A 24481-nucleotide genomic window follows, 5' to 3' on the forward strand; every position below is an offset into this window, starting at 1 on the left:
GCTGCCTCTTTGCTGTTTCGCACAGGCCCCGGAGCATCTGTCCGCAGGCCTTGCGAAGCGGGGTTCGCTGAAAGCGATTTACTTCGCAGCCTTGCCCAGCTTGTTGCCGAACTTCTGGCGGAACTTTTCCACGCGGCCGGCCGTGTCCATGATCTTCTGGGTGCCGGTGTAGAACGGGTGCGATTCCGACGAGACTTCGATCTTGGCCAGCGGGTATTCCTTGCCGTCCTTCACGATCTTGTCCTTGGTCTGGATGGTCGAGCGGGTGATGAAGCTGAAGTCGCTGGACATGTCCTGGAACACGACTTCGCGGTAATTCGGGTGAATGCCTTCTTTCATGATGAGTCCTTTCTGGTTGGGTAGCCAGTCCGTTGCAATCCGCTGTTCTCCGCCGAGGGCGAGAGCGTGCATGGCGCGGCGACGAACGAACCACTTGCCGGTAACGGGCAAACCGGGATTATGGCAGAAAAACAAATACTTGGGGAAGAGGCAGCGCCACGCGCGGCACAGAAAGTGTTGCGCAGGAATATGGCAAAAGCATCACATGGAGGCCGGGTCCTGGCGATAGAAGACGGCCAGCGACTGGTATACAAGCGGCCAGTGCCGCGCCAGCCCGGTCGGCTCGACAAAAAATGCCTCTGACGTCACGGCAAAGAACTCGCTCGGCGCCTCGGTCCCGTATGGGTCGATGATGCGCAGTGCCGGCGGCAGCCGCTCCGGGTGCTCCCAGTCGGCCTCGTCGCGTGCCTCCCAGGCCTCGGCAAAGCGGTCGTACTCGGTCAGGAAGGTCTCGGCCCAGGCTTCCGCGTCGATGTCCGGGTGCAGCACGCGCGAGAAGGGCGGCACGCCGTCGGGCTCGCCGTCGAGCATGTCCAGCTTGTGGGCGAACTCGTGGATGACCACGTTGTAGGTATCGGCCGGCAGTTCGTGGTCGCTGTCGATGCCGGCCCCGGGGGTGTGCACGTCGGGCCAGGACAGGATCACCGGCCCGTGCTCCCAGGCCTCGCCGCTGGCTTCCTCGACCACGCCGTGCACCAGGCCGATCTCGTCCTGCACGGTCCGGCGGATGATGAACTCGCCCGGGTAGAGCACGATGCCGTGCCAGCCCCGGTACCAAGGCAGCCCCAGCTTCAGGATCGGCACGCAGGCCTGCACGGCAACGCTGGCCACCATGTCGTCGGCCAGCGGCAGGTCGTGCGCGGTGGAGTATTCCTTGTCAGCGATGAACAGCGTGGCCAGCTCGCGCAGCGCCGCGAGGTCTTCGCTGCCGTAGCGTTGCACGAACGGCAGCGTGGCGACCGTGCGCGCCCACAGCGCATCGGGGATGGCGTAGTGCTCCAGCTTGCGGGCCCGCGAGCGGGTGCGCAGGAATGAGGTCAGTTTGCCGAGCATGGGCGTAGCGCGGTGCGCTGTGAAATGGTCCGGCAACAAAAAAGGTCGGGCAACAAAAAAAGGCGTGCCGTGGCACGCCTTCCTGTCCGCCTTGCGGCGATGCTGCGTTGACGCTGCAGCGAGGGCTCAGCCGCCTCTGCGCATCATATCGAAAAACTCGGCGTTGTTCTTCGTGGCCTTCATCTTGTCCATGATGAATTCCATCGCCTGCACTTCATCCATGTCGGAGATGAACTTGCGCAGGATCCAGATCTTCTGCAGGATTTCCGGCTTGATCAGCAGCTCTTCGCGGCGCGTGCCCGACTTGTTCAGGTTGATCGACGGGTAGACGCGCTTCTCGGCCAGGCGGCGTTCCAGGTGCACTTCCATGTTGCCGGTGCCCTTGAACTCTTCATAGATCACGTCGTCCATGCGGCTGCCGGTTTCGATCAGCGCGGTGGCGATGATGGTCAGCGAACCGCCTTCTTCCAGGTTGCGCGCGGCACCGAAGAAGCGCTTCGGGCGCTGCAGCGCGTTGGCGTCCACGCCACCGGTCAGCACCTTGCCCGAGGCCGGCACCACGGTGTTGTAGGCCCGCGCCAGGCGGGTGATCGAGTCCAGCAGGATCACCACGTCGCGCTTCAGTTCGACCAGGCGCTTGGCCTTCTCGATCACCATTTCGGCAACCTGGACGTGGCGGATGGCCGGTTCGTCGAAGGTCGACGCAACCACTTCGCCGCGCACCGATCGCATCATCTCGGTCACTTCTTCCGGGCGTTCGTCGATCAGCAGCACGAACAGGTCCGCTTCCGGATGGTTGTTGGCAATCGCGTGGGCGATGTGCTGCAGCATCACGGTCTTGCCGGACTTGGGCGATGCCACCAGCAGCGCACGCTGGCCGCGGCCGATCGGCGCGATCATGTCGATGATGCGGCCGGTGATGTTCTCTTCAGCCTTGATATCGCGTTCGAGCGTGAGCGGCCGGTTCGGGTGCAGCGGCGTCAGGTTCTCGAACATGATGCGGTTCTTGACCGCTTCGGGCGGCTGCCCGTTGACCTTGTCCACCTTGACCAGTGCAAAGTAGCGTTCGCCGTCCTTGGGCGTACGCACTTCACCCTCGATCGAATCGCCGGTGTGCAGGTTGAAGCGGCGGATCTGGGACGGACTGATGTAGATGTCGTCCGTGCTGGCCAGATACGAGGTTTCGGGCGAGCGCAGGAAGCCGAAGCCGTCGGGCAGCACCTCCAGCGTGCCGTCTCCAAAGATGGTTTCGCCCATCTTGGCGCGCTTCTTCAGGATCGCAAACATCAGTTCCTGTTTGCGCATCCGTTGTGCGTTGTCGATCTCGAGCGTAGCCGCCATTTCGAGAAGCGCAGACACGTGAAGCGATTTGAGTTCTGTCAGGTGCATAGACGAGGGGTACAGATGGGCCCGGACGGGCGAGACCTAAAGGGAAGGGGGGAAATGAGCGAACGCTCGGGGAGTTGTTGGTGGCATCTTAGCACAATCCGACCGGCGCGCCAGGATGTGGCGCACGCACGTCGGATCGTGACAAAACCGGGACCGTGGGTCAGGTCCCGGCGCGCAGCTTACAGGTTGCCGTCGAGGAAGGCGGTCAGTTGCGACTTGGACAGCGCGCCGACCTTCTGGGCCGCGACTGCGCCGTTCTTGAACAGGATCAGCGTCGGGATGCCGCGGATGCCGAACTTGGCCGGCACCTGCTGGTTTTCATCGACGTTGATCTTGGCGATCTGCAGCTTGTCGCCGTAGTCCTTGGCGACTTCGTCCAGGATCGGCGCGATCATCTTGCAGGGGCCGCACCATTCCGCCCAGAAGTCGAGCAGGACGGGTTTGTCGGACTGGAGGACGTCAGCATCGAAGGAGGCGTCGCTCACATACTTGATTTGTTCGCTCATGGCGGAAAACCTCTGGTTTCGCTCTGTTTATGTTGAAGGCTGGAGACTTCGGAGGGCCGAACCGTTACCTTACACGAGATTGCGCGGACCCGTCGGGCTGCCTCCGCAGCCCGCAAACAGGCTGTGGGGGCCGCTGCCGCGCCCGGTGCTGCCGATATGTTACCAGTTTGCCGATTTTCAAGACCGGCCTGGCAAACACTCGAAAGCGCGCCGGCACGGAAATGATTCTGCTGCAAGCGGGGGATTCATTGAAATGCTTATTTTCTATGGCGCCGAGAGATTCGGGTAATCGCTTGCGGCGTGCGGGAGGGTGTGTCATAGAATGCACTTGTGCGCGCCGCGCGGTGCCGATTGCGTGTGGCGTGCGCGTAGAATAGAAAGCGGTTCGCGGGCGGCGCCAGCGGACCAATCTTGCATCCTGCGCCACTGACTAGGTCATCGACATGAACACCGATCCCCGCAAGCCTTCGCAGCCCGAGCCCGAGCCCGGCCAGGCGCCGGACGTGGACCACCTGAGCGATGCGCTGGACCATATCAGCAGCGCCGTGGAGACCAACAGCATCGCCAGCGGTGCCGCACGCGGCCTGGTCTACAGCATCATCGAGACCCTCGGTACCCTGGTGGGCGACCCGGACCTGCCCGAGCATGCGCGCTCCGGCTATGAGGGCCTGCTCGAGACCGCGCGCGAGATCCGCGCCCGGCTGGAAGGCGGTTCGGACTGAGCCGTTCCGCCTGCCCCTGCATCACACTTGCCGCCAGCCGCCCAGGCCGGCGGCGCCCGTATTGTTTCCGTTGCATCCTGACGCTTTCGCCGACCGACGCAGTTCGCGCAGCCATTCCGGGCTGCGCCCCACGCGCCCATGACGTCGCTACGTTTCCGCCCTGGCCCTGATTTCCTCGACCAGGCCGCCACCGCTGCCTGGTATTTCCTCGACCGCTGCGGCGCGCCGGAGGCGGGCGCGCACGTGGTCGTGCCCACCGCGGCGCAGATCCCGGGCGTGCGCCAGGCACTGGACGCCGCCGCGCGCGCGGCAGGCAGCCCGCGGCTGCTGCCGCGCGTGCTGACGCTGGGCCACTGGCTGCTCGACCTGCCGCCCGAGGGCGCCCCGGTGCGCAGCCCGGCCGCACGCCTGCTGGCCGTGCAGCAGGCGGTGCGCGGGCAGGACTGGCTGCGCCGCGCCTTCGGCGCCCAGAACGAGACCGCCGCCTGGGGCCTGTCGCAGACGCTGCTGTCGATCTGCGACGAGCTCAACGCGCGCTGGCTCGAAGACGCCGCCATCCGCGACGATGACGAGATCGACGGCGACGATCGCGCCGGCCTGCTGCAGGGCGCGCTGGAACGGACCTATTCGCATCTGTCCGAGCGCTTCCTCGGCGAAGAGGCGCGCATCGTGCTGGCATTCTGGCAGGCGCTGTCCGGTCCGGACGATCCGCTGCCGGCGCGGCGCCGCGCCTTGCGCGATCTGTCGCAGCAGCTGCGCGGCCCGGTGATCTGGATTGCCCCGACCCCGCCCACGCCGCTTGAAGCCGCGTTCCTGCGCGATGCCGCCGAGCTGGTGCCGGTGCTGCAGGTCGGCTATGACTGGACCGGGCAGGGCGAGAGCGATGCCGACTGGTACCAGACGCTGCTGGCGCTGTGGCCGGAAGCAAGGATCGCCGACGATGCCGAAGCCGTCGCCCCCGCGCCGGCCATGCCTGCGCTGCCGCCGCAGCGTTCGTCGATCCGCGTGATCGGCAGCGCGCGCTTCGAGGACGAAGCCGCCGCGGCAGCCGCGCAACTGGTGCAGTGGCTCAATGAAGGCCGCCGCCAGGTGGCGCTGGTCGCGCACGACCGCGTGGTGGCGCGGCGCGCCCGCGCCTTGCTGGCGCGCGCCGGGGCACCGGTGCGCGACGAGACCGGCTGGAAGCTTTCCACCACGCGCGCGGCCGCCGCGCTGATGCGCTGGTTCGACCTGCTGGTGCGCGACGGCGACACCGCCGCGCTGCTGGACCTGCTCAAGAGCCCGTTCTGCCTGCCGGAGGTTGCCGGGCGCGGCGCGGCCATCGCGCTGCTTGAGCGCCAGGTGCGGCGCGAAGGCATTACCGGCGGCTGGGCGCGCCTGCGCCAGCTGTTCGGGAGCGCACCGACTGCCGCGCAGCAAGCTGCCGCGGAAGACGAGGATGCCGCCGAAGCGCCGCGCCGCGCCGCGCACGCGCTCGTCGCCGTGCTCGCCGACGAGGCGGCGCGCTGGCCGCGCGGGCTCGCGCAGCATCCGCTGGCAACCTGGCTGGAACGGCTCGACGGCATGCTCGACGGCCTCGGCATGCGCGCGGCGCTGGCCGCGGACGATGCCGGCAGCCAGCTGCTCGATGCGCTGGCGCGGCTGCAGGAGTTGCCGCTGGACGAGACTGGCGGCCATGCCACGCTGTCGCAGGGCGAGTTCCGCGCGATGCTGTCGGCGCTGCTGGAATCGGTCGCCTACAAGGAGCCCTCGGCCAGCGGCCCGGCGCGCATCACCATCCTGCCCCTGAACGGCGCGCGCATGCGCCGCTTCGAGGGCGTGGTGATCGTCGGCTGCGATGACGCGCAACTGCCGTCCAGCGCCGCCGAGCTGATGTTCTTTTCCAACCAGATGCGGCGCGAGCTGGACCTGGAAGACCGCGAGGCCCGCTTTGCCCAACAGGCGCGCGACTTGGCCGAGGTGCTGCTGAACAACGACGACGTGGTGCTGACCTGGCAACGCTACGGCAGCCGCGGCGAGCCGCATCATGTGTCGGGCTGGATCGAGCGCCTGGCGGCGTGCTGCGCGCGCGCGGGCGTCAGCATCGAAGCCGCCGCCGCAGCACAGGCGCACGAGACCTTTGCCGATCCGCAGGGCATGCCGGCGCCGGCGGCGGAGCCCGCGCTGGTGCCGGTGCGCTGGAGCGCGCAGGCCTACAACATGCTGCGCCGCTGCCCCTACCAGTTCTTCGCCGGCCGCATGCTGGGCCTGGCCGGGCTGGAGACAGTCAGCGACGAGCTGGAGAAACGCGAGATCGGCGAACACCTGCACCACGTGCTGCTGCGCTACCACAAGGACCTGCAGGCGCGCCGTGAGCGTGGCGAGACGCTGGCGGACGACCAGCGCCTGGCCCGCCTGGCCGAGATTTCCGAAGACGTGTTCGGCGCGCTGATGGCCGAGGACGGCAATGCCATTGCCTACTACCGGCGCTGGCGCGAGGTGATGCCGTCGTATGTCGCCTGGCAATCCGCGCGCGAGGCCGAGGGCTGGTTCTGGCGCGGCGGCGAGCTCGACGCCGGCATCGACCTGCCGATGCCCGACGGCCAGCCGCTGCGCCTGACCGGGCGCATCGACCGGCTTGACCAGGGCCCGGGCGGGGCGCATGCCGTGCTCGACTACAAGACGCAGAGCGCCACCCGCCTCAAGCGCAAGCTGGCCGAGGTCGAGGAAGACTGCCAGCTGCCGTTCTACGGCCTGCTGCGCGCCGATGCGGCAGCCGGCAGCTGGGTATCGCTCGAAGGCGCGCGCGAGGGCGCAGCGGCGGCGCAGCGCGAAGTCGGCCTGCCCGATTTTGAAGCCGCCGTCATCTGGCTGGAACGGCAGATGCGCGACGACGTCATGCGCCTGCGCCAGGGCGCCAGGCTGCCGGCCTTCGGCGATGCCTCCGCCTGCCTGTATTGCACCGCCCGCGGCCTGTGCCGCAAGGGCTTCTGGGAATCCACCGCCGTGCCGGCGCTGACATCATGACGCCCCACGATCCGCACCACGTCCAGCCTTACCAGCGCGACGGCGAACCCGTTTCCGAGACCGAGTTCACGCGCGCCGCCTGCGATCCCGCGCGCTCGGTGGTGGTTGAGGCCTGTGCCGGCAGCGGCAAGACCTGGCTGCTGGTGGCGCGGCTGGTGCGCTTGCTGCTGGCCGGCGCCGCGCCGCACGAGATCCTGGCCATCACCTTCACGCGCAAGGCCGCCGAAGAAATGCGCGACCGCCTGCTGGAGGTGCTGGCACAGCTGTCGCGCGACAGCGACGACGACGTGATCGCCGCTCTGGTGCAGCGCGGCCTGACGCCCGACGCCGCGCGCGAGACGCTGCCGCGTGCGCGGCGCCTGCATGCGCAGGTGCTGGCCGCGCCCGGGCGCATGGCCATCGATACCTTCCACGGCTGGTTCGGCACGCTGCTGCGCGGCGCGCCGCTGGCCTCGGGCATCGTGCCGGGCGCGGCGCTGCGCGAAGATGCGCTACGCATGAAACGCGAAGCCTGGGCCCCGGTCTGGCGCGCGCTGGCCACGGAGCAATACACCGACTTGCGCGCCGCGTGGGAAACGCTGGTCGATACCGTGGGCGACTTCCAGGCACGCGCGCTGCTGGACGCGATGTTCCATGCCCGCAGCGAATGGTGGGCGATGCAGGAGGGCGGCGACCCGCTGCAGGCGCTGTCCGACTGCCTGGGCGAAGACGCCCGGGGCGACGTGCTGCTGCAGGCGCTGGCCGACGAAGGCTGGCGCGATGCCTGCGAGTCGCTGGCGCTGCGCCTGGGCGCGGCCGGCAAGACCGAGCAGACCCACGCCGGCCGCATCACCGATGCGCTGATGGCGATCACCGCGTGGCGCGAAGCGGGCGCGGTGCCCGGCAAGCCCGCCGAACGGGCGTTCGCGCAGTTGCGCGCCGCGTTCTTCACCACCACCGGCGGCCCGCGTTCGCTGCGGCGCACCGCGGCGCTGGTCAAGGCCGCCGGCGGCGAAGGCATGGTCGATGCGTTGCTGGACGAGCATGCCTCGATCTGCGCCATGCTTGACGACATCAGCGCGCGTTGTTGCGAAGCCGCGGTGCTGGCGATCAACCGCGCGCTGTTCTGCATCGGCGATGCCTTGCTGACGCGCTACCAGCGGCACAAGGACGAGCAGCGCGCGATGGACTTCGCCGACCTGGAATGGCAGGCCGCGCGCCTGATGTCGGACGAAGAGACCGCCACCTACCTGCAGGTGCGGCTCGACGCGCGTTACCGCCATCTGCTGCTCGACGAGTTCCAGGACACCAACCCGCTGCAGTGGCGCATCCTGCAGGGCTGGCTGGCCGGCTATGCGGGCCTGGGCGAGCGGCCGACGGTGTTCCTGGTGGGCGATCCCAAGCAGTCGATCTACCGTTTCCGGCGCGCCGATGCACGGCTGTTCGGCGCGGCCGGCGAGATGCTGCGCGATGCGTTCGGCGCCACCGTGCTGCGCACCAACCGAACCCGGCGCAACCGTGCCGAAGTGCTGGACTGGGTCAACGCCGTGTTCGACAGCGCGCGCGCCGAGGGCCGCTATCCGCTGTACGCGACCCAGACCACGGCACTGGCCGGAGGCAACGGGCCGGTCTGGCTGCTGCCGCTGGTGGAGCCCGAGGACAAGGCCGAAGACGCCGTTGACGATGGTGCAGAGGACAAGGGCGCCGAAGCCGCCTCCGCCCATCGCGACACGCTGCTGCAGCCACGCCGGCAGGCCGGCGATTCGCTGCGGCTGGAAGAGGGCCGGCGCGTGGCCGCGTGGCTGCGCCTGGTGCGCGACACCGTGCCGGTCCATGAGGGCGGCGAACAGCGCCCCGCGCGCTGGAGCGACATGCATCTGCTGGTGCGCCGCAAGACCCATCTGGCTGACTATGAGCGCGCGCTGCGCGAGGCCGGCATTCCGTGCCTGAGCCCGCGCCGCGGCGGCCTGCTGGCCACGCTCGAGGCGCTGGACCTGTCGGCGTTGCTGGCGTTCCTGATGACGCCGGAATCGGACCTGGATCTCGCGCACGTGCTGAAGAGCCCGCTGGTGGGCGCGACTGACGACGACCTGCTGGCGCTGGCCCGGATCGAATGCGAGGGCGGCTGGTGGGCACGCATCGAGTCAGGCGGCCTGCCCGAACACGTATCCGATGCGCTGCGCGAAGGCGTGCAGCGCTTGCGCCAGTGGCTGCGCGTCGCGCCGCACCGGCCGGTGCATGACCTGATCGACCAGATCTTCCACGGCGGCGAAGTGCGGCGCCGTTATGCCGAGGCCGCGCCGCCGGATATCCGCGAACAGGTGCTGGCCAACCTCGATGCCTTCCTGAAGCTGTCGCTGGACCTCGACGGCGGGCGCTATCCGAGCCTGCCGAAATTTATCGACGAGCTGCAGGAAATCCGCCGCGGCGACGAGGGCGAAAGCCCCGATGAAGGCGGCATGGGCGAGAGCGCCGAAGACGTGGAGCCGGCCGAGGACGATCCGGCGTTTGCCGGCCTCGACGCGGTCCATATCCTGACCGTGCATGCAGCCAAGGGCCTGGAGGCGCCGTTCGTGGTGCTGCTCGATGCCAATCACAGCGAGCCGGCCGCGGACCGGGGCGGCATCCTGGTCGACTGGCCGCCGTCGTCGCCGGTGCCTCGGCATTTCTCGGCCTACGGCAAGCGCAGCGAGCGCGGGCTGGCGCGGGCGCCGTTGTTCGAGTCAGAGGCGGCGCTGGGCGAGCGCGAGAACTGGAACCTGCTGTACGTGGCCATGACGCGCGCGCAGCAGGGCCTGCTGGTCAGCGGGGTCAAGGGCCGGGCCAGCCGCAGCGGTTCGGGCGAGGGCAATGCCGAGATCGCCGGCAGCTGGTATGTGCGGCTGCAGGCCGCGGGCGTCGGCGAGATGGTGCCGGCCTATCCGGGCGAGCTGGCCGATGCGCAGGACCAGGCCCCGATGCCCGCGCGCCTGAGCGAGCCGGTGCGCTTTACCGACTTCCGGCTGCGCTATCGCGATGCAGTGGATGCGCGGCAGGGGACCGCGCTTGAAGAAGAGGGCGAGGCCGAAGCCGAAGACGAGTCCGACGGCATCGTCTTCAACGCCGCGGCCGCCCGCCACGGCGAGCTGGTGCATGCTTTGCTGGAGCGCCTGACGCGCTATCCCGAAGCCTTTGCCGGCGTGCCGGGGATCGACACCGCATTGCGCTGGTTCCCGCTGACGGGCGCGCACACCGGGGCGGCACGGCAGGCGTGGCGGCAACAGGTGGCGCAAGCGCTGGAGGCGGTGGCGGCGATGCTGCGCGCACCGGCGCTGGCGCCGTTGCTGGGGGCGGGGGACGCCCGCAGCGCGCGCAATGAAGTCGAACTCTATGACGCGCGCGGCCGGCTGCTGCGCATCGACCGGCTGGTGGAATTCGACGACCGCGTGGTGATCGTCGACTACAAGCTGCGGCTCCTGCCGCAGGAGCATGCCGCCTACCGCGCGCAGCTGGGCCGCTATGCGGCTGCGCTTGCGCCGATGTTCCCGGGCAAGCGTATCGAGGCCGGCGTGGCCACTGCGGACGGAGAATGGATTCCCGCCGAGCGTCTGGCGCCGCCGATGCCGCAGCAGGGCTCGCTGTTCTGACGGCTGGCGTGGCACCCGGACAGGGTGCCAGAATCGGCGCAAAATGGGGTGTGCAGCGCGCGCGCTCGCGGCCCGGCTGTACTAAAGTGACAGGGACTGCGCTGCGAACGACTCGTGCGTGCGGATACAGCGAGAGGGGTACGGCAGGAGGGGGTGTGAGGTGGACGAGCCTGACCCTCGGCACTGGCGGAAAACGGCTGTGGCTGCTTCGTTCCCGACCTGACCAGGTTGACCGCGCCACCATGCGAGGAGGCCCGTCCGAGCGGCATTGTACCCCAGACCGCGATACCGCGGAGAAATTGCGTTGAATGCCCTTTGCAGTGGTGGGTCATTGCCCGCGGCAAATGCGTCGGCTTGATCTGGCGCAGGTAACGCGGGCCGCGGCGGCCCGACCATTCACCGACCCAGACCGTGGTGAGCCAATACATGAACGCAAACGACCAGATCATTCGCGGCGCCCTGGCGCCGCAGGAAATCTCCTCCGAAGTCCTGATCGAGAAGTACGCCAAGGGCGAAGAGCGCAGCATTGCCGATGTCAGGCAACGCGTGGCGCGCGCGCTGGCGCAGGCCGAACCCGAGGACCAGCGCGAGGCCTGGAGCGCGCGCTTCCTGTGGGCGCAGGAAAACGGCTTCGTGCCGGCCGGACGCATCAACTCGGCGGCGGGCACCGGCATCCAGGCCACGCTGATCAACTGCTTCGTGCAGCCGGTGGGCGATTCGGTGTCGGAGCCGCGCGAGGGCCGCCCCAGCATCTATACGGCGGTGGCGCAGGCCGCCGAAACCATGCGCCGCGGCGGCGGCGTGGGCTATGACTTCTCGGCGATCCGACCGGCCGGCGCGCTGGTGCGGGCCACGCATTCGCGCGCCTCGGGGCCGGTGTCGTTCATGAAAGTGTTTGACGCATCGTGCGCCACCGTGGAATCCGCCGGCGCCCGCCGCGGCGCGCAGATGGGCGTGCTGCGCTGCGACCATCCCGATATCGAGAGCTTTATCCACGCCAAGGACAAGGGCGACCTCAGCAACTTCAATATCTCCATCGGCGTCACTGACGCCTTCATGCAGGCCGTGCAGGCAGACGGCGAGGTCGAACTGGTGCATGAGGCCGAGCCGGGCGCCGATATGATCGCCGCAGGAGCTTATCGCCGCGACGACGGCCAGTGGGTGTACCGGCGCGTGCCGGCGCGCAACCTGTGGGACCAGGTCATGCAGGCCACCTACGACCATGCCGAGCCGGGCATCCTGTTCCTGTCGCAGATCAATGCCGACAACAACCTTTATTACTGCGAGCGCATCGAGGCCACCAACCCGTGCGCCGAGCAGCCGCTGCCATCCTATGGCTGCTGCTGCCTGGGCTCGATCAATCTGACGCGCTTCGTGCGCCAGCCGTTCTCGCCGCAGGCCGAATTCGATTTCGATGCCTTTGCCGAAGTGGTGCGTGTGGCCACGCGCATGCTCGACAACGTGCTCGACGTGACCTTCTGGCCGTTGCCCGAACAACAGGCCGAGGCCCACGCCAAGCGCCGCGTCGGGCTGGGCTTCCTGGGGCTGGGCAGCGCGCTGGTGATGCTGGGCCTGCGCTATGACACAGAGCCGGCGCGGCAGCTGGCGGCGCGGATCTCGGAGCGCATGCGCGATGATGCCTACCTGGCGTCGACCGAACTGGCGGTGGAGAAGGGTGCCTTCCCCCTGTTCGATGCCAACGCCTACCTGCAGAGCGGGTTTGCCGGCCGGCTGCCTGAACGCTTGCGCGATGCCATTGCGCGCAACGGGCTGCGCAATTCGCACCTGCTGTCGATCGCACCCACCGGCACCATCACGCTGGCCTTTGCCGACAATGCCTCCAACGGCATCGAGCCGGCTTTCTCGTGGACCTACAACCGCAAGAAGCGGATGCCGGACAACAGCTACCGCAGCTTCGAAGTGGCGGACCATGCCTGGCGGCTTTACCGTCACATGGGGGCCGACATGGCCCAGTTGCCGGATGCCTTCGTCACCGCGCTGCAGATGTCGGCGCTGGATCATATGCGGATGCTGGAAGCGGTGCAGCCGTATATCGACACCAGCATCAGCAAGACCGTCAACGTGCCGGAGGATTATCCGTATGAAGCCTTCCGCAACCTGTACCTGGAGGCGTGGAAGGCCGGCCTGAAGGGGCTGGCGACCTATCGTCCCAATTCGGTGCTGGGGGCCGTGCTGTCAGTAGAGGCGCCGGCGGCGGCACCCGCTGCCATGGCCGACGACAATCCGCTGGTGCGCCCCTTCGGCAGCCGGCCGGTGGGCGACCTGGAGGGCGTGACGTCCAAGGTCGAATACCTGACGTACGAGGGCCACAAGACCGTCTACCTGACCGTCAACTTCATGCGCGTCGCCGGCGTTGCCGGCGGCAAGCCGGTGGAGATCGAGCGCCCGGTGGAGTTCTTCATGCCGGCGGGGCAGCGCAGCGAGGGCCAGCAGTGGATTACCTCGACCATGCGGCTGTTGTCGATGGTGGCGCGCTCGGGCGGCTCGGTGGCCAAGGCACTGGCGGACATGCGCAACGTGGTGTGGGACAAGGGCACGGTGCGCTACGGCACGCTGGTGCGCCAGGACGGTACCGAGGTGCCGCGCTTCCATGACTCCGAAGTGGCCGCGCTAAGCTACGCGCTGCAGCGCATCCTGATCAAGCGCGGCTTCCTGGATGCCGACGGCGGCCAGGTGCCGGTAGCCGCGCTGGCGGCCAGGCTGGCCCAGCGCGAGGGCGGGGGGCAGGCGCCGGATGCCGGGGCGGATCTCGCCAGCCCGGTCCGAGCCCCCGGCACCCCCGGTGTCGGCACCGGCAAGCCGTGCCCGGAGTGTGGCGCGCACGCCCTGCACAAGGTCGACGGATGCGCCAAATGCGCCAATTGCGGCTACGTGGGCGAGTGCGGCTGAGCCCCGCCGCGGGCGGGTTGCGGCCACCGGAGCCAGCCCGCGCGGCGCGTGGCGAATAAAGACCGCGAGGTCGGGGCGGCGGCGGCCGGAGGGGGGCCGCATTTTGCTACAATCGCCGCCATGAGTTATCAAGTTCTAGCGCGCAAATGGCGCCCCAGGGATTTCACCACGCTGGTCGGCCAGGAGCACGTGGTCCGCGCGCTCACGCACGCGCTGGAACAGCAGCGGCTGCACCATGCCTACCTGTTCACCGGCACGCGCGGGGTCGGCAAGACCACGCTGTCGCGGATCCTGGCCAAGGCCCTGAACTGCACCGGCCCTGACGGCAACGGCGGCATCACCGCCCAGCCGTGCGGGCAGTGCAAGGCCTGCCAGGAGATCGACAGCGGCCGCTTCGTCGACTACATCGAGATGGACGCCGCGTCCAACCGCGGCGTCGACGAGATGGCGCAGCTGCTGGACAAGGCGGTCTACGCCCCGACCTCCGGGCGCTTCAAGGTCTACATGATCGACGAAGTGCACATGCTCACCAACCACGCCTTCAACGCCATGTTGAAGACGCTGGAAGAGCCGCCCGGGCACGTCAAGTTCATCCTCGCCACCACCGATCCGCAGAAGATCCCGGTCACGGTGCTGTCGCGCTGCCTGCAGTTCAACCTCAAGCAGATGCCGCCGGGGCATATCGTCTCGCACCTGGACCATATCCTGGCGCAGGAAGGCATCGGCCACGACGGCAATGCGCTGCGGCTGCTGGCGCAGGCCGCGCACGGCTCGATGCGCGATGCGCTGTCGCTGACCGACCAGGCCATCGCCTACAGCGCGGGCCAGGTCTCGGAAGACGCGGTGCGCGGCATGCTGGGCGCGATCGACCAGGGCTACCTGGTGCAGCTGCTCGATGCGCTGGCCGCCGAAGACGGCGCCGCCATGCTGGCGATTGCCGATGCCATGGCCGACCGCAGCCTGTCGTTTGCCGGCGCGCTGCAGGACCTGGGCTCGCTGCTGCACAAGGTGGCTCTGGCGCAGGCCGTGCCGGCCTCGGTGCAGGACGAATGGCCCGAAGCCGATGAGGTGCGGCGCCTGGCCGGCGTGTTCGACGCGCAGGAAGTGCAGCTGTTCTACCAGATCGCCAACCTCGGCCGCAGCGAGCTGGCGCTCGCGCCGGACGAGTACGCCGGCTTCACCATGACGCTGCTGCGCATGCTGGCGTTCCGGCCGTCGTCTGAACCCACTACGACGCAAGGGCAGGGCGGTGGTGCCGCGCCTGCGCGCCAGCGTGGTGCCGAAGCCGCGCAAACCGTTGATACCCGCCATGCGACGGCTGTGGCCAATGCCGCCGAACAGGCTGCCAAGGCCGGTGCTGCGGCGGCCCCGGTCCCTGCCCCTATGCCCGCACGGGCGGTCCAGCCCGCGGTAGTGGCCGAACCCGCTGCCGCACCTGCCGCTGTCCCTGCATCCCCTGAAGCTGCGCCGGCACGGCCGGCCGCTGGCGCCGGCAACGGGGCCATGTCGCCCGCCGCCGCCGCGCTGGCGGCCGCCCGCCAGGCTTCCGCTGCCCGTGGTGGCGGCCGCAAGGCGCCGCCGCCGGCCATGGCGCCAGCGCCGGCTGCCGCGCAGCGCCCGCCGGCCCAACCCTTGCGCGCGCCCGGCGCGGCAGCCGTGAGCCGGCCGCCGGCACCGGTTGCGAAGGCGCCCATGCAGTCGCCGGCAGCGCCGGCACGGCCCGCCGCGCCGCCCGCCGCGCGCCAGGCGGAGCCGGAATCCGTGCCGCCCTGGGAGCTGGCGGGTGGCAGCGACGTGCCGCCGTGGGAAGAGCTGCCGCCCGACCTGCCGGCCATCGGCCCCTATGACAGCGATCCTGGCTACCGCGACAACGGTTTCAACGAACCGGCAGCGCGTGCCGCCGGGCCGCGCCGGGCGCCCGCGCGCGAGGCCGAGCCGGCGCGCGAGGCCGCTCCGGTGCAGCCAGCCGCGGCGCCGGCAGAATCCGCCAAGTTCGTCGCTCCGCGCCCGCCAGCAGCGGGCGAGGATGGCACCCCGCCGGCCTTCACCGGCGCATGGCCGGTGCTGGCCGCCGGCCTGCCCTTGAAGGGCCTGGCCCAGCAGCTGGCCTACCAGAGCGAACTGACCCAGGTGGTCGGACGTACCTTCCACCTGCGCATCCCGGTCGCGGCCCTGGGCGAGAACGGCGTGTCCGAGCGGCTGCAGCAGGCGCTGTGCGACCACTTCGGCGAGCCGGTGCGCGTGGTCTGCGAGGTGGGCGGGGTTTCCATCACCGCGGCGGCCGCCGATGCCGAGGCGCGTGCCGAGCGCCAGCGCCAGGCCGAGGCCGTGATCGAGGCCGATCCCTTTGTCCAGGGCCTGCTGCGCGATTTTGGTGGCCAGATCGTGCCGGGCTCGATCCAGCCGCGCGCCGCCTGATCCGCGGCCTGCGTTTGCTTTACCGAATCACTTCACCGAATTTCTTACCGAATCCAGGAGCATTCCATCATGATGAAAGGTCAACTCGCCGGGCTGATGAAGCAAGCCCAGCAGATGCAGGAAAACATGAAGAAGATGCAGGAGCAGCTGGCCCAGATCGAGGTCGAGGGCCAGTCCGGCGCCGGTCTCGTCAAGGTGGTCATGACCTGCAAGAACGACGTCAAGCGCGTCACCATCGACCCCAGCCTGCTGGCCGAGGGCGAAGACAAGGACCTGCTGGAAGACCTGGTCGCCGCGGCCTTCAATGACGCCGTGCGCAAGGCCGAAGTCACCTCGCAGGAAAAAATGGGCTCGATGACCTCGGGCCTGCCGCTGCCCCCGGGCTTCAAGCTGCCGTTCTGAACGCCACTGTGAAGGCATCGTCCCCGACCTCGCTGCAGGCACTGGTCGAAGCGCTGCGGGTGCTGCCCGGCGTCGGGCCCAAGTCCGCCCAGCGCATGGCCTACCACCTGCTGCAGCACGACCGCGAGGGCGCGCGCAAGCTGGGCGATGCACTGCGCGGCGCGGCGGACCATATCCGCCATTGCCAGCGCTGCAATACCTTCACCGAGCAGGAAATCTGCGAGACCTGCCTGGACGACCGCCGCGACGCCTCGGTGCTGTGCGTGGTGGAAACCCCGGCCGACCAGGTCATGATCGAGCAGACCCTGACCTACCGCGGCAAGTACTTCGTGCTGATGGGCCGGCTCTCGCCGCTGGACGGCATCGGCCCGCGCGAGATCCATCTTGACCGGCTGCTCGCGCGCGCCACCGAGCCCGAGCTGGGCGGCCCGGTCGGCGAGGTCATCGTCGCCACCAACTTCACCAGCGAAGGCGAGGCCACCGCGCACTACATCGGCGAAATGCTCAAGGCACGCGGCCTCAAGGTGTCGCGCCTGGCGCGCGGCGTGCCGGTGGGCGGCGAGCTGGAGTACGTCGATGCCGGCACCATCGCGCGTGCGGTGATGGACCGCCGCAACCTCTGAGCACGATCGCGCGGGTCCGGTTGCCCGCGCGCCGGTCACCGCGTTCTTCCGCCTTCTTCAGCTGCCTGCCTCTCCCATGAACCTGGCCCGCTTCGATCTCGTCACGCTTGGCTTGTTCGTCGCCGTGGCCCGGCAGGGCAGCATCTCGGCCGGCGCGCGCCAGTCGCACCTGGCCGTGGCCGCCGCCAGCAAGCGCATCTCCGACCTGGAAACCGCGGTCGGCGCGCCGCTGTTCTTCCGCCATGCCGCCGGCGTGCAGCTGACCGAGGCCGGCCAGGCCTGCTTCCACCATGCGCTGACCATCCTGCAGGACGTCGAACGCATGGCCGGCGTGATGTCGGACTACGCCTCGGGCGTGCGCGGGCAGGTGCGGGTGTGCGCCAACACCTCGGCGATCACGCAGTTCCTGCCTGACGACCTGGCGTCGTTCATGCAGCGTCATCCCACCATCCGCATCGAGCTGGAAGAGCAGAACAGCCGCGATATCGTCGCCGCGCTGGTCGAGAACCGCGCCGACGTCGGCATCTTTGCCGACCGCACCCCCGCGGCCGGGCTGATGACGATCGAGTACCGGCAGGACGAGCTGGTCATCATCACGCCGCCCAACCATCCGCTGGCCGCGCGCGGCCCGGTGCACTATGCCGATACGCTGGAGTTCGACTTCGTCAGCCTGCCGCAGGAAACCTCGCTGGCCGCGCGCCTGCTCGAGGAGAGCAGCCGGCTCGACCGGCCGTTCCGGCTGCGCATCCAGGTGCGCAGCTTCGATGCCATGTGCCGCATGGTGATGGCCGGCCTGGGCGTGGGCGTGCTGCCGCGCATCGCTGCCGAGCCGCACGTCAAGTCGATGGGGCTGTCGCTGGTGTCGCTGCAGGACGCCTGGGCGCGCCGCTCGCTGCTGATCGGGCTGCGCGACCCGGCCGGGCTGACGGTCTCGGCCCGTCTGCTGATCACCCACCTGTGCGGGGACCGGGCGCCGTTCTGACGCGCCCGCGCTGAGGCGCCTTCGCAGCCTTTCGCGTTCCGAGAAAGACCGCTTCTCCGATTGCGGATTCCTGGCGGGCCCCGTGCTGGGGCACACTCCGTTCGAACGCAATGTATGACAAGCCAGTCATTGGGCTTGCCGCACTGCAACAAAATACCGCATCGCACGGAGACACCCATGGCGCAACAGATCCTCGAGGGCATTCGCGTCCTCGAACTCGGACAACTCATCGCCGGCCCCTTTGCCGCCAAGACCCTGGCCGACTTTGGCGCCCACATCATCAAGGTGGAGCCGCCGGGGCAGGGCGACCCGCTGCGCAAATGGCGCATGCTGCATGAAGGCACCTCGGTCTGGTGGGAGGCTCAGTCGCGCAACAAGGAGTCGATCTGCATCGACCTGCGCCAGCCGGAAGGCCAGGCGCTGGTGCGCAAGCTGGCCGCCGAGGCCGACGTGCTGATCGAGAACTTCCGCCCCGGCACCATGGAGAAGTGGGGCCTGGGCTGGGACGTGCTGCATGCCGACAACCCGCGCCTGATCATGCTGCGCGTGTCGGGCTACGGCCAGACCGGCCCGAAGAAGGATGAGCCCGGCTTTGCCGCCGTGGCCGAAGCCATGGCCGGCCTGCGCCACCTGACCGGCGAGCCCGGCCGCGCGCCGGTGCGCGCCGGCCTGTCGCTGGGCGACACCATCGCCGGCCTGCACGGCGCCATGGGCGTGCTGCTGGCGCTGTACCAGCGCGACGCGCGCGGCGGCGAAGGCCAGGTCATCGACGTGGCGCTGTACGAGTCGCTGTTCAACCTGAGCGAAAGCCTGCTGCCGGAATACTCGGCCTTCGGTGCGGTGCGCCAGCCCGCCGGCGGCGCGCTGCCGGGGATCGCGCCGTCCAATGCCTATCCCTGCGCCAGCGGCGAATACGTGCTGGTGGCGGCCAATGGCGACGCCATCTTCAAGCGCATGATGCTGGCCATCGGCCGGCCCGACCTGGCCGACGATCCGTCGCTGGCACAGAACGATGGCCGCGTGAAGCGCGTCGACGAAATCGATGCCGCCATTGCGGACTGGACCCGCACGCAGACGGTGGACTCGGCGCTGGCGGTGCTGCGCGACGCGCAGGTGCCGTCTGGCCGCATCTATACCGTCAAGGACATTGCCGAAGACCCGCACTACCGCGCCCGCGGCGTGATCGAGTCGGTGACGTCGGCCGGCGGGCTCACGGTGGAAGTGCCGGGCGTAGTGCCCAAGCTGTCGGCCAGCCCGGGGGAAATCCATGACCGCGCGCCGACGCTGGGCGAGCATACCGATGCAGTGCTGAAGCAGGCAGGCTTCGATGACGCCGCCATCGCCGACCTGCGCGCGCGCAAGGTGATCGCATGAGCGCCGCCGCCAACCTGCGCGGCCCGGCACGCGTCGAGATCAATGAAGTCGCGCCGCGCGACGGCCTGCAGATCGAGCCGGTGGTGGTGCCGACCGACGCCAAGGTCGCCTTCCTCGACGCGCTGTCGGCCTGCGGCTTTGCCCGCATCGAAGCCACCTCTTTCACCTCGGCCCGCGCCATCCCGGCGCTGGCCGACGCCGAGGCGCTGATGCACCGCATGCAGCGCCACCCGGGCGTGCGCTACACCGCGCTGGTGCCCAACCTGCGCGGGCTGGAGCGCGCGCTGTCGTGCCGGCCGGATGAGGTCAACCTGGTGATGTCGGCCAGCGAGACCCACAACCGCGCCAACCTGCGCATGACGCGCGAGCAGTCGCAAGCGCAATTGCTGGCGATGATCGAGGCGGCGCGCGAAGCCGGAGTGCCGGTCAACATTTCGCTGTCGACCGTGTTCGGCTGTCCCTTCGAGGGCGAGGTCGACAGCGCCGCGGTGATGGCACTGGCCACCCGCTTCGCCGAGGCCGGCGCGGACGGCATCACGCTGTGCGACACCACCGGCATGGCCTACCCGAACCAGGTCGCGGCGCTGTGCGAGGCCTTCCAGGCCTCACTGCCCGATACCGGCCTGACCATCCACCTGCACAACACCCGCGGCATGGGCGTGGCCAATGCCCTGGCTGCCTGGCAGACCGGCGTGACGCGCTTCGACGCGGCCGCCGGCGGCCTGGGCGGCTGCCCGTACGCCCCCGGTGCCAGCGGCAACGTCAGCACCGAAGACCTGGTCCACATGTTCGACTGCATGGGCGTCGAGACCGGCGTCGACCTGGGCGCGCTGCTCGACGTGGTGGCCGGCATGCCGGCGCTGGTCGGGCGCGACCTCCACAGCCAGCTGCTGAGCGCCGGCCCGCGCCTGCGCACGCACCAGCCGCCGGCCTGGATGGCGGAGCATTTCGCCGGGCAGGCATAGCCGGCATCCAGACAAGAACAACACATCCAACAGATAACGGAGACCCTCATGAAGCAAGCCCTTCAACGCAAGTCAGCCATGCCCGCACGGCGCAAGGCCGTAGCCGCCACGCTGGCGGCACTCGGTGCGGCATGGTTCGCGCCCGTCGCCCTGGCGCAGGATGGTACCTATCCCGCCCGGCCGGTGACGCTGGTGGTATCGGCCGCGGCTGGTGGCACCACCGACATCGCGGCGCGCATGATTGCGGAACCGCTGTCCAAGGCGCTCGGCCAGCCGGTGGTGGTGGACAACCGTCCCGGCGGCAACGGCAGCATCGCCGCGCAACTGGTGGCGCGGGCCAAGCCGGACGGCTACACGCTGATGCTGCAGTACTCGGGCTTCCACGTGATCACGCCGCTGCTGGTCAAGAACCTGTCGTGGGACCCGGTCAAGGACTTTGCGCCGGTGGCCAACATCCTGTCGGCGCCGCAGGTGCTGGTGGTGCGCCCGAGCCTGCCGGTCAAGTCGCTGAAGGAGCTGGTGGCGTACGCCAAGGCCAATCCGGACAAGCTCAACTACGCCTCGTCGGGCAACGGCTCGCTGCAGCACGTATCGACCGAGCTGCTGAACCAGATGGCCGGCACGAAGATCACGCACGTGCCCTACAAGGGCACCGGCCCGGCCATGACCGACCTGCTGGGCGGCTCGGTGGACCTGACCATCACCACGCCGCCGCCGCTGATGGCCCATATCGCCGCCGGCAAGCTGCGCCCGCTGGTGGTGACCAGCAAGACCCGCCTGCCCAGCCTGAAGGACGTGCCGTCGGCGCCCGAGGCCGGCTACCCCGACCTGGACGTGTCGTCATGGTTTGCGATGTACGCACCGGCCGGCACGCCCAAGCCGGTGATCGACAAGCTGACTGGCGAAATCGACAAGATCATGCGCACCGAAGCCTTCCGCAAGAAGGCCGAGGACCTGGGCGCCGAGGCCAAGTACATGAGCCCGCAGCAGCTGGGGCAGTACCAGAAGGCGGAACTGGCGCGCTGGGGCAAGGTGATCAAGTCCGCCGACATCCACGCGGAATGATGGCGCGGGCTGCGGCAAGGTGATCGAAAGGTAAGGGCGTTATGCTGGCGGGTTTGCTAGGTGTTGATACCGATGCGGTGCATCGCACCGTCCGGTAGCATCGCAATTTGCCGCGCCGCGGCGCGCCCCCTTCGAGCGCATGTCGCCGCAGCGCCAGTCCACACGGGTAGGAGATCTCGCATGTATAACAAGAAATTCTGGAAGCAATTCCTGATCGCGCTGGCGCTGTTCCTGGCCGGCTGGTTCACCTTCGGCCAGGCGCAGGCACAGGGCAAGCCCGAGAAGACCAAGGTCACCATCGCGGTGGGCGGCAAGAACCTGTTCTATTACCTGCCGCTGACCATTGCCGAGCGCCTCGGCTACTTCAAGGAAGAAGGGCTGGACGTCGAGATCGTCGACTTCGCCGGCGGTGCCAAGGCGCTGCAGGCCGTGGTGGGCGGCAGCGCCGACGTGGTCTCGGGCGCCTACGAGCACACCATCAACCTGCAGGCCAAGGGCCAGCGCTACCAGGAATTCGTGCTGCAGGGCCGCGCCCCGCAGATCGTGCTGGTGGTGTCGAACAAGACCATGCCCAACTTCAAGTCGATCGCCGACCTGAAGGGCAAGAAGATCGGCGTGACCGCGCCGGGCTCGTCGACCAACATGATGGCCAACTTCGTGCTGGCCAAGTCCGGGCTGAAGCCTTCGGACGTGTCGTTCATCGGCGTGGGCGCCAGCGCCGGCGCGGTGGCCGCGATGCGCTCGGGCCAGATCGATGCGATGGCCAACCTGGACCCGGTGATCTCGATGCTGACGCAGAAGAACGAAGTGCGCATCGCCTCCGACACCCGCACGCTCAAGGACACCCAGGCCGTGTTCGGCGGCAATATGCCGTCGGGTTGCCTGTATGCGTCGCAGGCGTTTATCCAGCAGAACCCCAACACTACGCAGGCGCTGACCAATGCCATGGTGCGCGCGCTCAAGTGGCTGCAGAAGGCGGGCCCGTCGGACATCGTCAAGACCGTGCCGGAAAGCTACCTGCTGGGTGACCGCGCGCTGTACCTGGCCGCGTGGGAAAAGGTCAAGGAAGCGATCTCGCCGGACGGCACCATGCCGGCCGACGGCCCGCGCACCGCGTTCAATGCGCTGAGCCAGTTCGACGCCGAGCTCAAGGGCAAGCCGGTCAAGCTGGAAGAGACCTACACCAACGCCTTCGTGCAGAAGGCCAACGCCAAGTACAAGTAAGACCCTCGCCGTCGATGCCATCGGCCCGCTGCCCGCAGCGGGCCTTTGCTTTGAAACCTTGACGGCCAATCCATCATCACCCGCCCGCGCCGCGCCCCCCGGCGCCGCCACGGCGGGACCGAGACGGTTCATCATGAGCACTCCCGCACTTTCCCTCGACAAGGTTACCTGCACCTTTGTCTCGCGCGATGACCGCAGCCAGCGCTATACCGCGGTCCAGGACGTCACGCTGTCGATCCAGCCCGGCGAATTCGTCTCCGTGGTCGGCCCCACCGGTTGCGGCAAGTCCACGCTGCTCAACGTCGGCGCCGGCCTGCTGGAACCCTCCAGCGGCGAGATTCGCGTGTTCGGCGAGCCCCTGCGCGGCATCAACCGCCGCGCCGGCTATATGTTCCAGACCGAGGCGCTGATGCCCTGGCGCAGCGCCCTGGACAACGTCGTCGCCGGCCTGGAGTTCCGCGGCGTGGCGCGCGCCGAGGCCGTGCAGCAGGGCGAGGAATGGCTGCGCCGCGTGGGCCTGGGCGGCTTTGGCGACCGCTATCCGCACCAGCTCTCGGGGGGCATGCGCAAGCGTGTCGCGCTGGCGCAGACGCTGGTGCTGGACCCGGACATCATCCTGATGGACGAACCGTTCTCGGCGCTGGATATCCAGACCCGCCAGCTGATGGAGAACGAGGTGCTGGAGCTGTGGGCCGCCAAGCGCAAGGCCGTGCTCTTCATCACCCACGACCTGGACGAGGCCATTGCCATGAGCGACCGTGTCGTGGTGCTGTCGGCCGGCCCCGGCACGCACCCGATCGGCGAGTTCGAGATCGACCTGCCGCGCCCGCGCGACGTGGCCGAGATCCGCAACCATCCGCGTTTTGTCGAACTGCACGCCGCGATCTGGGACGTGCTGCGCGAGGAAGTGCTCAAGGGCTACGCCCAGCAGCGCAAGGTGGCCTGAGCCCTCCAACCTAACAAGACCTGAATCCCGATGGCATTCCGTACTGATTCCAAGGGCATGCTGCGCGTCTGGCAGCTGCTCGTCCTGGTGGTGATCCTCGGCGTGTGGCATATGGCCACGCGCTCGCAGCAGGTTGCCTTTTTCTTCGGCGAACCGCTGATGGTGGCGCAGCGCATCTGGAGCTGGTTTATCGTCGAGCGCGATATCTACCTGCACCTGGGCGTGACGCTGATCGAAACCGTGCTGGCCTTCGGCATCGGCACGGTGGCGGGGCTGGGCGTGGGCCTGTGGCTGGCGCTGAGCCCGATGACCTCGGCCATCCTCGACCCCTACGTCAAGGCCATGAACTCGATGCCGCGCGTGATCCTGGCGCCGATCTTCGCGGTCTGGTTCGGCCTGGGCATCTGGTCGAAGGTGGCGCTGGCGGTGACGCTGGTGTTCTTCATCGTCTTCTTCAACGTCTACCAGGGCGTCAAGGAAGTGAGCCCGGTGGTGCTGGCCAACGCGCGCATGCTGGGCGCCAACCAGAAGCAGCTGCTGCGCCATGTCTACCTGCCCAGCGCCACCAGCTGGGTGTTCTCGTCGCTGCATACCTCGGTGGGCCTGGCCTTCGTGGGCGCGGTGGTGGGCGAATACCTGGGCTCGGCGCGCGGCGTTGGCTACCTGATCCTGCAGGCCGAAGGCACCTTCGACATCAATACCGTGTTTGCCGGCATCGTGGTGCTGACGGCGTTTGCGCTGGTGCTGGACTGGATGGTTGGCATGGGTGAGAAGCGGCTGATGAAGTGGCAGCCGCAGAGCGGGGAGACGGAGAAGCTTTGATGCAAACCTGCCGGCAAGCGCTGCTGGCCGGCGGTTTGCTCCCTCTCCCGCTTGTGAACTGACCCCGTAAAGTTGGAGAGTCAAAGCTAGGTGGAACCGAACTGAGCCCTGTACTGTACGGGGCTCAGTC

18 protein-coding genes and 1 other RNA gene are annotated in these 24481 nt (G+C 68.6%); 14 read left to right on the plus strand and 5 right to left on the minus strand.

Going from position 1 to position 24481, the window contains the following annotated elements:
• Nucleotides 1-78 precede the first annotated feature (78 nt).
• The 4 genes from AC3WVS_RS24095 to trxA all read right to left on the minus strand — a co-directional run bounded on the left by AC3WVS_RS24095 (nucleotide 79) and on the right by trxA (nucleotide 3287).
• On the minus strand, nucleotides 79-339 hold the full coding sequence (locus tag AC3WVS_RS24095; protein WP_010814268.1) for a type B 50S ribosomal protein L31: 261 nt from the start codon (nucleotides 337-339) through the stop codon (nucleotides 79-81).
• A gap of 201 nt (nucleotides 340-540) precedes the next feature.
• On the minus strand, nucleotides 541-1392 hold the full coding sequence (locus tag AC3WVS_RS24100) for a M90 family metallopeptidase (protein ID WP_492320621.1): 852 nt from the start codon (nucleotides 1390-1392) through the stop codon (nucleotides 541-543).
• Nucleotides 1393-1518: 126 nt separating this feature from the next.
• Nucleotides 1519-2781 carry a transcription termination factor Rho gene (gene rho, locus AC3WVS_RS24105; protein WP_010814266.1) on the minus strand — a complete coding sequence of 421 codons (1263 nt, stop codon included), beginning with the start codon at nucleotides 2779-2781 and terminating at the stop codon, nucleotides 1519-1521.
• Between the two features lie 179 nt (nucleotides 2782-2960).
• Complete coding sequence (trxA, locus tag AC3WVS_RS24110) at nucleotides 2961-3287, minus strand: thioredoxin TrxA (RefSeq protein WP_010814265.1); 327 nt, start codon at nucleotides 3285-3287, stop codon at nucleotides 2961-2963.
• Nucleotides 3288-3730: 443 nt separating this feature from the next.
• On the opposite strand from trxA, the gene AC3WVS_RS24115 reads away from it, so the two are divergent.
• From AC3WVS_RS24115 to AC3WVS_RS24125, 3 genes are all read left to right on the plus strand, one after another.
• Nucleotides 3731-4009 carry a hypothetical protein gene (locus AC3WVS_RS24115; protein WP_010814264.1) on the plus strand — a complete coding sequence of 93 codons (279 nt, stop codon included), beginning with the start codon at nucleotides 3731-3733 and terminating at the stop codon, nucleotides 4007-4009.
• Nucleotides 4010-4147: 138 nt separating this feature from the next.
• Nucleotides 4148-7015 carry a PD-(D/E)XK nuclease family protein gene (locus tag AC3WVS_RS24120; RefSeq protein WP_492320622.1) on the plus strand — a complete coding sequence of 956 codons (2868 nt, stop codon included), beginning with the start codon at nucleotides 4148-4150 and terminating at the stop codon, nucleotides 7013-7015.
• Nucleotides 7012-10620, plus strand: coding sequence for a UvrD-helicase domain-containing protein (locus AC3WVS_RS24125; protein ID WP_492320623.1), 3609 nt, complete (start codon nucleotides 7012-7014; stop codon nucleotides 10618-10620). Before AC3WVS_RS24120 ends, AC3WVS_RS24125 begins: the two co-directional genes overlap by 4 nt.
• Nucleotides 10621-10780: 160 nt before the next feature.
• On the opposite strand, the gene ffs is transcribed toward AC3WVS_RS24125, so the two are convergent.
• Nucleotides 10781-10879: signal recognition particle sRNA small type (gene ffs, locus AC3WVS_RS24130), an RNA gene on the minus strand.
• A gap of 167 nt (nucleotides 10880-11046) precedes the next feature.
• On the opposite strand from ffs, the gene AC3WVS_RS24135 reads away from it, so the two are divergent.
• The 11 genes from AC3WVS_RS24135 (at nucleotide 11047) to AC3WVS_RS24185 (ending at nucleotide 24351) form a co-directional block, all read left to right on the plus strand.
• Entirely contained in the window at nucleotides 11047-13530 is a 2484-nt protein-coding gene (locus AC3WVS_RS24135; protein ID WP_492320624.1) for an adenosylcobalamin-dependent ribonucleoside-diphosphate reductase, read from the plus strand.
• A 120-nt stretch (nucleotides 13531-13650) separates the two neighbouring features.
• Nucleotides 13651-15948, plus strand: a complete 2298-nt coding sequence (locus AC3WVS_RS24140) for a DNA polymerase III subunit gamma/tau (protein ID WP_492320625.1) — start codon at nucleotides 13651-13653, stop codon at nucleotides 15946-15948.
• Nucleotides 15949-16017: 69 nt separating this feature from the next.
• A complete protein-coding gene (locus AC3WVS_RS24145) occupies nucleotides 16018-16350 on the plus strand; it encodes a YbaB/EbfC family nucleoid-associated protein (protein ID WP_492320626.1) in 333 nt (110 codons plus the stop codon).
• 8 nt (nucleotides 16351-16358) lie between these two features.
• On the plus strand, nucleotides 16359-16973 hold the full coding sequence (recR, locus tag AC3WVS_RS24150; protein WP_010814257.1) for a recombination mediator RecR: 615 nt from the start codon (nucleotides 16359-16361) through the stop codon (nucleotides 16971-16973).
• A gap of 76 nt (nucleotides 16974-17049) precedes the next feature.
• The gene (locus AC3WVS_RS24155; RefSeq protein ID WP_010814256.1) at nucleotides 17050-17955 is read left to right on the plus strand and encodes a LysR family transcriptional regulator; all 906 of its coding nucleotides are present in this window, start codon (nucleotides 17050-17052) and stop codon (nucleotides 17953-17955) included.
• A 177-nt stretch (nucleotides 17956-18132) separates the two neighbouring features.
• Nucleotides 18133-19329 (plus strand): CaiB/BaiF CoA transferase family protein, encoded by a 1197-nt coding sequence (locus AC3WVS_RS24160; RefSeq protein ID WP_492320627.1) that lies wholly within the window; start codon nucleotides 18133-18135, stop codon nucleotides 19327-19329.
• Entirely contained in the window at nucleotides 19326-20294 is a 969-nt protein-coding gene (locus AC3WVS_RS24165; RefSeq protein ID WP_492320628.1) for a hydroxymethylglutaryl-CoA lyase, read from the plus strand. Before AC3WVS_RS24160 ends, AC3WVS_RS24165 begins: the two co-directional genes overlap by 4 nt.
• A gap of 48 nt (nucleotides 20295-20342) precedes the next feature.
• Entirely contained in the window at nucleotides 20343-21359 is a 1017-nt protein-coding gene (locus AC3WVS_RS24170) for a Bug family tripartite tricarboxylate transporter substrate binding protein (protein ID WP_492320629.1), read from the plus strand.
• 180 nt (nucleotides 21360-21539) lie between these two features.
• Entirely contained in the window at nucleotides 21540-22583 is a 1044-nt protein-coding gene (locus tag AC3WVS_RS24175) for an ABC transporter substrate-binding protein (protein WP_010814252.1), read from the plus strand.
• A 133-nt stretch (nucleotides 22584-22716) separates the two neighbouring features.
• Nucleotides 22717-23529 (plus strand): ABC transporter ATP-binding protein, encoded by an 813-nt coding sequence (locus AC3WVS_RS24180; protein ID WP_010814251.1) that lies wholly within the window; start codon nucleotides 22717-22719, stop codon nucleotides 23527-23529.
• Between the two features lie 30 nt (nucleotides 23530-23559).
• A complete protein-coding gene (locus AC3WVS_RS24185; protein ID WP_492320630.1) occupies nucleotides 23560-24351 on the plus strand; it encodes an ABC transporter permease in 792 nt (263 codons plus the stop codon).
• Nucleotides 24352-24481 lie beyond the last annotated feature (130 nt).

This window comes from Cupriavidus sp. CPT47-8839-RL05A (assembly GCF_058792255.1).